At 38.1% G+C, this 9,915-nt stretch carries 8 protein-coding genes; 5 read left to right on the forward strand and 3 right to left on the reverse strand.

Annotation, left to right across the window (positions count from 1 at the left end):
* Positions 1-448: 448 nt before the first annotated feature.
* The 3 genes from V7L31_RS23240 (at position 449) to V7L31_RS23250 (ending at position 2,911) form a co-directional block, all read left to right on the forward strand.
* On the forward strand, positions 449-778 hold the full coding sequence (locus V7L31_RS23240; RefSeq protein ID WP_334698448.1) for a hypothetical protein: 330 nt from the start codon (positions 449-451) through the stop codon (positions 776-778).
* Positions 779-850: 72 nt separating this feature from the next.
* Positions 851-1,399, forward strand: a complete 549-nt coding sequence (locus V7L31_RS23245; RefSeq protein WP_334698449.1) for a GIY-YIG nuclease family protein — start codon at positions 851-853, stop codon at positions 1,397-1,399.
* Between the two features lie 48 nt (positions 1,400-1,447).
* Positions 1,448-2,911 carry a protein kinase domain-containing protein gene (locus V7L31_RS23250; RefSeq protein WP_334698450.1) on the forward strand — a complete coding sequence of 488 codons (1,464 nt, stop codon included), beginning with the start codon at positions 1,448-1,450 and terminating at the stop codon, positions 2,909-2,911.
* A gap of 156 nt (positions 2,912-3,067) precedes the next feature.
* Here the strand turns inward: V7L31_RS23250 and V7L31_RS23255 are convergent, their stop codons facing one another.
* Both V7L31_RS23255 and V7L31_RS23260 read right to left on the reverse strand, forming a co-directional pair.
* Complete coding sequence (locus tag V7L31_RS23255) at positions 3,068-4,207, reverse strand: glycosyltransferase family 4 protein (protein WP_334698451.1); 1,140 nt, start codon at positions 4,205-4,207, stop codon at positions 3,068-3,070.
* 109 nt (positions 4,208-4,316) lie between these two features.
* Complete coding sequence (locus V7L31_RS23260; RefSeq protein ID WP_442944475.1) at positions 4,317-5,489, reverse strand: glycosyltransferase family 4 protein; 1,173 nt, start codon at positions 5,487-5,489, stop codon at positions 4,317-4,319.
* Between the two features lie 560 nt (positions 5,490-6,049).
* Between V7L31_RS23260 and V7L31_RS23265 the strand changes: the two genes are divergently transcribed.
* Positions 6,050-8,335, forward strand: a complete 2,286-nt coding sequence (locus V7L31_RS23265) for a hypothetical protein (protein ID WP_334698452.1) — start codon at positions 6,050-6,052, stop codon at positions 8,333-8,335.
* A gap of 253 nt (positions 8,336-8,588) precedes the next feature.
* On the opposite strand, the gene V7L31_RS23270 is transcribed toward V7L31_RS23265, so the two are convergent.
* A complete protein-coding gene (locus V7L31_RS23270) occupies positions 8,589-8,972 on the reverse strand; it encodes a helix-turn-helix domain-containing protein (RefSeq protein ID WP_334698453.1) in 384 nt (127 codons plus the stop codon).
* A 222-nt stretch (positions 8,973-9,194) separates the two neighbouring features.
* Between V7L31_RS23270 and V7L31_RS23275 the strand changes: the two genes are divergently transcribed.
* Entirely contained in the window at positions 9,195-9,791 is a 597-nt protein-coding gene (locus tag V7L31_RS23275) for an acyltransferase (protein ID WP_334698454.1), read from the forward strand.
* Positions 9,792-9,915: the final 124 nt, after the last annotated feature.

Consider the following 9,915-nt stretch of genomic DNA (forward strand, 5'->3'; position numbering starts at 1 on the left):
ACTCAGAGGTGAAACGCTGCTGCGGCCACGATAGTTTAGGGGTAGCCCTACGCAAAAATAGCTCGATGCCAGGTTTATTTTTTATACTAAAAGCCCTTAGCTGTTATTAAAGCTTGGGGCTTTTTGTTTATCCCAGCATTCATGCCACATTAGATAGGTTAATTTAAAAATTGAAGTACTTACCGAAAAATAGACTAGATAAAGAAAGATTTTAACTTCTAAAACTAAATTTAGATTTAGATATGGCGATCGCGTCACAAGAAAGTGCCAAAATGGATATTGCTGACACCCAAAATTTAATTATGTTTCAGAAAATTAGACTTGTTTTTTCAGCACAGGGTTACAAGGTAGACTTAGTTACCTAACAATTTTGGATAATCATGTGTAATATATTACTTATGTCTTTAGCTGTCACTTAGTCGTTAATAACTAGCTATTAATACAAAAAATGTCACTTAAAATAGTTCATAGCTTTGATGGCAGTTTCACTCTTGAAGCACAAGCTCAAGAAACTCTATTTAATTTGTTGACAAGTGTTGCTTTCTTGAACCAAATTTGCCAACAGTTGGGATGTGAGCAACTTAAATTTACAGAATTACTTTTCCAGCCAGTTCCTTACAGTTTAACTACCACAAAAGGAATGCCAGCAGAGTTTGAAAAATATCATGAATCTGATGAATATGCCATTATTAATGTGCCACCAAACTTCATGTTTAGTGCTAAGATTTTCCAACCCAGTCGCCTTTGTGCAATTTACCAAAAATTGGATAAAGGTTAATTTTCAAGATTATTTTTCCCTAATTAGCAATTCTCAATTCTGAAGGCAAATAGTAAGTTTAATATTTGATGTATGGCTTCTGAAACGAATCTTTCTTCTTTAGCAGTTCTGGAATACATTCCTTATATTGACGATCGCGGCCAACTACCCGAACAATTTCAGGGTAAAATTGGTGTATATGCTATTTTTGACGAAGAAAAAGCGCTGCAATTTGTAGGATATTCTCGTGATGTTTATCTCAGCCTTAAGCAGCATTTAGTTCGCCAGCCACAGCAATGCTATTGGGTAAAAGTTCAAACTATTGAACGCCCCAGTCGCACAGTCTTAGAAAATACTGAAAATGCTTGGATTGCTGAAAATGGTAGTGTTCCCTGGGGCAATGGGGATAACAAGGAAAAATGGACTCATCCCATTGATGTCAAACTAGTAATGACACCTGAAGAACAGGCAAAATATCAAAATCCCGCTAATGATGAATTAGCACAAATAAAAATTATTAAAAATGTAGCACGGAGAGTAGAAGCAGAAATTTTAACGCAATTGCTAGAAGTGCGCGGTTTGCAAATGCAAATTCGCTTCAATCCTAAATTGAAGGAAGAAGGTTTACTAGATTTGAAATGAAGGTAGTTTTGGGGAAAACTATCTTATGAATATCGCTTGTAATCTCCTATGACAATACAACTGCTGAACGATCGCTATCAAGTTATCCGCACATTGGGCGCTGGTGGGTTTGGTGAAACCTATCTGGCTGAAGATACCTATATGCCTTCAAAGCGCCATTGTGTGGTTAAACAGCTAAGACCGATTCACAACAATCCCCAAATTTACCAGTTGGTGCAAGAGAGATTTCAACGCGAAGCAGCTATTTTAGAAGAACTCGGTGGTGCAAATGAGCAAATTCCGGCATTGTATGCCTACTTCTCCTCAAGCGGACAATTTTACTTAGTTCAGGAGTGGATTGAGGGCGATACCCTAACTGGAAAAGTCCAGAAGCAGGGGCTATTTAGTGAAGGCGCTGTCCAGGAATTATTCATGAATTTATTACCCGTCCTGGATTACGTTCACTCCAAGCATATCGTTCACCGCGATATTAAACCGGATAATATCATTGTGCGCCATCGAGACGGTAAACCAGTGCTGATTGATTTTGGCGCTATACGTGAATCGATGGGAACAGTAGTAAATTCTCAAGGCAATCCTACTAGTTCGATTGTAATTGGTACGCCTGGCTATATGCCGAGTGAACAAGCCGCAGGTAGACCAGTTTTTTCTAGTGATTTATACAGTTTAGGAATGACGGTAATTTATTTGCTGACAGGGAGACAGGCGCAACAACTAGAAACAGATTCTCAAACGGGTGAAATTGTGTGGCGACAGTATGCGAGTCATGTTAGCCCAATTATGGCAGGAGTTATTGATAAAGCGATCGCTTATCATCCACGCGATCGCTACCACACAGCCAGAGCAATGCTGGATGCTTTGCAGAGCATAGCAAATCCAATTCCACCGACGCAACCCCTCTTGACTCAACCGACTGTAGTCTCTGCACCGCCACCTCAGACACTACCTGTCAAGCCACAGCCTACCCATCAAAGTAATCAACCAAATGGTATTCTCATCGGTGCTTTAGTTGCAGGTGGGCTAATCGGTGCATCTGTGATTATTAGTCAAGTGTTACCAAAATCTTCTCAACCCATAGCAGACAAAGTGGTATTACCTTCAGAAACACCCTCAACTATCACCAGCCCAGTGATAGAAACTCCCAAATTTACACCAACTCCCCCATCTGTTCCTATTCAATCTACACCTTCCTCAACTACATCAATACCGCCAGTTGATACCACGACTCTCAACAATTATTTCTGGCTTTCCCAAAGACTTGTAACTGATACAGATTTGAATGGTAAGAACGGTTTTGAACTAGATATTATGCGAAATTCGATTTTTGCAATTCATGGTCGCCGTTTTAGCACTCCTGAATTACAAAATTACTTTGATAACCAATCTTGGTATCGTCCTATATATTCACCAGAAGAATTTTCACCTAAATTGCTATCAAAATTAGAGCAACAGAATGTAGAGTATATCAACAAATATCAAGACCGTAACGGCTTAAGATATTTTAAGAAATAAGTTTTTCATAAGGGGAGAGTGGTGACTGAGGAGAATAACCAATACTTAAGCCTGGCTCTTTAGGATTTTCAAAACTTAGAGGCAATCAACTTATCAAGTCCACATTGCTTGATAATTAGTATAGAATAAAACCCTCAAAATTAAGGAAACAAACTACTATAATCTGTGAGACAGCAGTTGGGCAATTTGCTGATTAATAGTTGCAACATCAAAACGCAGACTAGCTGTAGTCCTGGCATTATTAGCTATAGTTGCAGTTATTTCCGTCTCTTGAAGACAGGTAATAATTACTTGTGCTAGTTCTTCGGGTTCTCCTGGTGTCACGAGAAAACCATTAAGTCCATGTTCTACTAATTCCATTACACCTCCAGCTTTGGCTGCAACCACAGGTTTTCCGCATAGCATCGCCTCAACAATTACTCTGCCAAAGGGTTCTGGAGAAGTAGAGGTATGTGCTACTAAGTTACAAGCTGCCATTAACTGAGGAATATCAGAACGAAATCCTAAAAATTTGATGCGGTTTTCTAGTCCCAATTGGGTAACTTGTTGGTGTAAATCTTGGACATACTCTTGTTCGCCAAATAGTGCATCACCAACTAAAATTACTGTCACTTCTGGCGGACATTTAGCAAGGGCATTAATTAAAATATGCTGCCCTTTCCAAGGTGCAAGACGGCTAAAGTGTCCAACAACAAATTTTCCTTGTAATCCTAACTGTTGCTGTAGCTTATTAATATCAGATTCATTAACTTGATAAGTTTTTGGATCAAAGCCATTATAGATAACTTCAATGATATTTTGCCTTCCTCCTGCTTGCACAAAGGCTGTTTTACTAGCTTCAGAATTAGCAATTACTAGTGATGCAAAACGGTTAGCTAAATTAATAGCAATGCGAAGATTAGTTTGACTAAAATGTTCTTTGGAAAGAATATCATGTAAATGGTAAACTAAAGGACGACAGCTAAAAAAACTTGCTAATGCTCCTACAACTAATGCTTTTTGGGTATTGGCATAGATTAAATCGTATTTACGGGCTTTTTTAACTACCTTAGTAATCAAAGGTGCAAGTTGTCCGAGACTTTTTAATCCTTGTAGCAAACTGCTTTCTTTGCGAACTTGGATTGCTTGAGTTGCGAGAACTTCTACTGGAATATTATTTTGCTGTAGTAAATCTTTAAATGGCCCATCTGCAAATAAACCGACTAAAGCGCGATCGCCATAAGGTTTAGCAATATCTATTAAACATAATTCGGCACCACCTGGTTTACCACTTTGATCTAAAAAAAGAATTTTCATTAATTTTCCTTATAATATAATACTATTCAGTAGAAACGTAAAATGTTACTGGGCTTCGCCCTTTTACACCAACACGTTTCTACAAAATTGACCGACCGTCTTTACTTCTTTAATTTAATAGAACATTCCGCACTTGCTGGGCAATTTCATTCCAATCAAAGTGTTTGGTAGCGTACTGACGACAGGCTTCTCGTGATGGTGTAGGGATATTTCCCAAAAGTACTTGCTCTAATTTTTCTGCAATAGCTGAGGCTTCTATTGAATCAGTAATTAAATCAGGTGAAAATTCTGATAAAATTTCTGGCATTCCCCCAATTGGAGTACATAAAACAGGAGTACCACAGGCTAGAGATTCAACTATTACTAATCCAAATCCTTCAAAAGATTGACTAGGCATTATAGTCAATTCAGCAGCTTGGTAAGCTATAGGTAATTGCTTATCAGGGAGAAAACCTAAAAATTTAACGTTGTCGTCTAATCCTAATTCTGTAGCCTGTTGTTGTAGTGCAGCTTGGATGTGACCACGACCTGCGATCGCAAGCCAAACATCTGGTATTCTGGGCTTAATTATCGCTAGTGCTTGCAATAATTTGTCAACTCCGGTTCGATGTACTAAGCGACGTGATGTAAATATAATTCGGCGGTTAGTAGGCCAGCCTAGTTTTGCACAAGCCTCTTGGGGTGATAAATTTGGTTGAAACCAATTAATATCAACTCCACCAGGAATAACATTAATTTTACTCCACGGTACTTGATATTTATCATGTAAAATTTTACCAAATGCTTTGCTCAAAACAATGAAGCGATCGCAGCGATTATAAGTGTTTTGTTCTATTAACCAGTGCTTGATTAAAAGGCTAAGATTTTTATTAACTACCTCTTGCTGACTTTCAGAAGCCCAAGGGCCATGAAAGTTAAAAGTAACTGGTACTCCCTTTGGTAAAATATCTAAAAGAGGAAAGCTGTATAATGCAAAGTGCAAATTAATCGCATCTGGTTTGCTAGTTCTTGTTTTCTGAAAATTAGTACGAATTGACCATAATCTTTGCCAAATAGCACTATCAGGACTCGCCAAGTTAGTTAGCTTAATTTGGGAATTTAGTTCATCTTCTGGTAGACCAACTCCACATAATTCAATTTGGTCTTGATTTGCGGCTAATTTATGAGTTAGTTCATAAATATATCTTTCTAGTCCTCCAGGACTTTTGGGAAACCAGCCTAATCCAAGGGTGGTAATAGATGCAGATGCGGAATTAAAACTTTTTTCTTTATTACTTATCATCGAGATACCTCCTATAAAATATATTAAAATAGTAGAGGTAATTCATTAGTTACCCTACAGCTTGTTTTATCTCAATCTGAACTACTAAAATTTACAAATACATACTAAGAATAAAAGTTTTTTGTAGAACACCAATTTATAAACTATTTATATATCAACGTCAACAAGGAATAAAAAATTGTGTTTTTATTAACCAGATAACACTGAATATGACAAATATGATACTAACCAATCAAGAAACGTGAATGCTAGACAGTGAAAAGGACAAACCACTATAGATTAATAATTTTCTCAGAATTTTGTATTATTTTTGACTGGATTTATTTAAAAATAAGTAACCATTGATACATGAAAAAATATCTTTGAATAAATTAAATAATCATGTTGTTTTTATGAAGTTTATATAAATATTGTTTTTTAAGTGTGTTTATTTTTTATTCATGCATTATCAGATTTTCTGTTTTTACATAACTTGAATTTTATCCAGTTAAAAATAGTTATGTTTCGTGCGGATTTTATAAAGAATGATTGTATATAAATAATTAAAAGCTTAAAATTATATGAAAAATAAATTATTTTTCCAGTTAAGAAAGCTCAGTCAGCATATCCAGAAATTATCTCAGACTAGATATTTACAAAGAAGTAAAACTTTCAATTTTTTACTCAGTCTGACTGTTGGAGTCATTGTTACCACCCTGGGAATAACAACAGACTGGGCCACGACTAAAACACCCACGCTTACATACAAAACATCATGGATAAATAATATTACTGACAATAAAAATCTGCTGGTACAAAACAATACTGCGACACCCACACCTGCATACAAAACATCGTGGATAGGTAATACTATTGGCAGTGGAAATCTGCGAGTACAAAACAATATTGAGGCAATGTATGTTGCTCCTGATGGCACAGTTTATACTAACAGTCATTGGGATGAGGCGGGAATGGAGGCAGGAATATATAAAGATGGTAAGGTTATTGGTGCTATTGGGGATACTCACGGTTGGAGTCGTGGAGGTGGCAAAGCTGTAACAGTAAATAGTAAATATATTTACATTGCCATGACTCAAGGTTCGAGGGGGAAAACAAATGAAGATTACCCACCAGAAGGAACAACTTGGCATTGCGTTAGACGCTATGACTTGTCAGGAAAACCTGCACCGTTTCCTAATGGACGTGGCTGGGATAAAAGTATGTTGATTACCAGTACTAAAAGCGAAGTCACTGGATTAGCAACTGTAGAAAGCGAGTTGTATGTGAGTGATTTTGCTGCTAACCAGATTCGTGTCTATGATACTGATACGATGAAGGAACTCCGCAGCTTTACCATTGCTCATCCGGGAGCAATAACTATTGATCCACAAAAAAACCTGTGGATTATCCAAAGTAAAAATGGTGATAATCCTGCCAAAATTTTACATTATTCCCAGAGTGGTAAGCAATTACCTCAACAAATTGCAGATATTGTTGAACCAACAGCGATCGCAATTGATCGTGAAGGTAAGCTGTTAGTGGCAGAAAATGGCCCACGTCAGCAAATGTTAATTTATGACATCAAAAGCCAGCCGGTGCAGGTGGGTAGTTTTGGCAGTAAGGGTGGTATCTATGCAGGAGTTCCTGGTGAAGTTCGAGATTTGAAACTTTATGGACTTACTGGAGTCGGTACAGATACTTCAGGTAATATCTATATAAATAGTAATGGTTTCAACAAATCAGGAACAGATTTGCGGAAATTTTCGCCATCGGGTAAGTTGATATGGCGATCGCTGGGATTGATATTCGTCGATAATGCAGATGCCGATCCTAAAACTGATGGTGTAGATTTATTCACCAAACAAGAACACTATTTGATGGACTATAGTAAGCCTGCTGGTAAGCAATGGACTTACAAAGCCTACACCTTAAATGCTTTCAAATATCCTCAAGATCCACGGCTGCATACATCCCCAGATGGCACTTTTGTTCGCCGCATTCAAGGGAAGCAGTTTTTGTTCCTTACAGATATGTATAGTAGCTTTCTGCAAATATATCGTTTCAATTCAGCCACAGATGGCCAAATTGCTATACCAGCCGGAATGTTTGTCGGTACTAATGGTGCAGATAAACCATTTCTTGAGGGAAATTGGCCACCGCATCAACCAGAACAAGGAGAATGGATCTGGCGCGATCGCAACGGTAATGGCAAATTTGAAAAGAACGAATACGATCACAGCAAAGATTATCCTCATCTTGGTGGCTGGTGGGTAGACAGCAAAGGAGATGTTTGGAAAGCTTTGCGAACAGAAGATGGCATTCGACACTATCCTTTACAGGGAATAGATCCTCAAGGCAACCCCATCTACAGCTATAGTTCGATGGAAAAGCAAGCTACTCCCAAAATATTTAACGACTTGCGGCGGATCGAATATTTCCCTCAAACAGATACGATGTATTTGTCAGGTTTTACAGTAGATCACCCCGCCTTTGGTGACGATACAGGAGTAGCTGGATCTGAGATTGTCCGTTTTGACAATTGGAGTCAAGGTAATCGTACTCCTAAGTGGCGAATTGTGATTCCTTACGACAGCACTGGTAAGCGGGAAGTATCTACAGCTGCAATGAGTGTGGTGGGAGATCGTGTATTTGCCGTGACAGTTAAAACCGCAGAGGTATACGTCTACAATGCCACAACGGGAGTGCAAGTACAAAAGTTAAAACCAGGCCCAGAAGTTGGCAGCGAGAGTGGCTGGATTGATATACCCTATGGTATTCGTGCTTTTCGGCGTTCCAATGGTGAGTATCTGGTATTTGTAGAAGAAAATTGGAAAGGAAAAGTGATTATCTATCGGCTACCGAGTTGAGTATTTACAGTAATTACGGTACAACACAGCCATAAGCTTGGTAGTCGGGGTAGCTGCGTGAAAAACGTCTCTACTCAACTTGGGATGAAGCGGTGCAAACTCACTATGACTCGATCATCTAATCCATCGCCACCACCCCACCCACAACAAGTTATTAGAGTGAATCTTTCTACATCGGTTGCCTTTCTGTGAAATCCACACGCAATGAGGAACTGTAAAGTTTTCTCTCTTATAATTCAAAAAAAGCAGCAGGCTAAATATGAAAAAACTCCGCGAGTTTACGAATGTGATTGACTGTCAGCTTGCGCTGTTCACTCAATACTTCAGATACAATAGACTCGGTTTTAAAGATAGGAATTAAGTCTTGTTGTCGCAAACTAAATTCGGTTATTAACGCTTCAAGTAATTCTATACCATGAATATCAATTATAGAATGATGTTTTTGTTCATACTCGTAAACTAGAGTACCTAAAACATTGAGATAGTCTTGTTCATCTGATGTTAATTCACCTTTATCAATTAGAGAATCGATTACTTCAAGCGTTGCCAGCAATTCTTCCTCAGAAGTTACAGGACGAGGAGGAAAACATTTGAGTAATTCAATATATTTTTTAGTAACAGGTATTCCAGGAGTCATTTTGCCAGATATCTGATAGTTTCAATCCGTATTTGAGTAATCTTAGCAAATTGTCAAGGTTATTCTTGGGCATCTTCAGCGAACTTTTAGAGAAACGTTACTCACACGGGAGAAAATACTCTTATTGGGGAAAACTAATAAATGTGAAGGGTGCTAAAGTACCCACGTCATTTTTCCTCCTTGCTTGAAAGCCAGAGGATTCCTAAACTTCCGTGAGGTTTTATGAAAGAGATCAAAAATAAAATTACAAATAAATTAGAGCGACTGTTGGAACAATGGTTAGTACCTCGTTTGGTACGGTGGGGAGAATACTTAGAAACCAAAATCAGGCGCTACAAGCATCAAGAACTGAAGAGTCAATTAAAATTTTGTGGCTCTGGTTTGCGATTTAAGCGAGATATTAAAATTGACCATCCGCAAAATGTATCTCTGGGAAATAAAGTCTATATCGGCCCAGATGTCTTATTAGATGGTCGTGGTGGAATTACAATTGGCGACAATACCACAATTGGATTTAACGTGATTATTCTCTCTGCAAATCACGACTATCAAAGTAATGATTTGCCTTATGAACATAATGTCTACATTCATAAACCTGTTGTCATCGGTCGCAATGTTTGGATTGGTGGAAACGTCCTAATTGTTCCAGGAGTTTCCATTGGAGACGGTGCAATTGTGGCGGCTGGTACAGTTGTAAGTGCGAATATTGAACCTTTAGCAATTGTTGGAAATCAACGGATGAGAACAATTAAATACCGAGACAAAGAACATTATGAACAACTCGCTAACAAGCAAGAGATTCAACTTCCTTCAGAGTAAGTAAGTCGGTGCTAATATTTTCAGCTATGTTAACGTGAGTTCGACGGTTGGAAAAAGGCAAAAAGCTTGCTAGATAGAAATTTGATAACCTGTGCAGGGATATAGCGATCGCTCAGAAGGAGTT

This window comes from Nostoc sp., assembly GCF_036916655.1.
GTDB lineage: Bacteria > Cyanobacteriota > Cyanobacteriia > Cyanobacteriales > Nostocaceae > Nostoc.

Coding starts and splice junctions, on each gene's coding strand:
- V7L31_RS23250 (WP_334698450.1), top strand. CDS start 1,448: ATGACAATACAACTGCTGAACGATCGCTATCAAGTTATCCGCACATTG.
- V7L31_RS23270 (WP_334698453.1), bottom strand. CDS start 8,972: ATGACTCCTGGAATACCTGTTACTAAAAAATATATTGAATTACTCAAA.
- V7L31_RS23265 (WP_334698452.1), top strand. CDS start 6,050: ATGAAAAATAAATTATTTTTCCAGTTAAGAAAGCTCAGTCAGCATATC.
- V7L31_RS23240 (WP_334698448.1), top strand. CDS start 449: ATGTCACTTAAAATAGTTCATAGCTTTGATGGCAGTTTCACTCTTGAA.
- V7L31_RS23275 (WP_334698454.1), top strand. CDS start 9,195: ATGAAAGAGATCAAAAATAAAATTACAAATAAATTAGAGCGACTGTTG.
- V7L31_RS23245 (WP_334698449.1), top strand. CDS start 851: ATGGCTTCTGAAACGAATCTTTCTTCTTTAGCAGTTCTGGAATACATT.
- V7L31_RS23260 (WP_442944475.1), bottom strand. CDS start 5,489: ATGATAAGTAATAAAGAAAAAAGTTTTAATTCCGCATCTGCATCTATT.
- V7L31_RS23255 (WP_334698451.1), bottom strand. CDS start 4,207: ATGAAAATTCTTTTTTTAGATCAAAGTGGTAAACCAGGTGGTGCCGAA.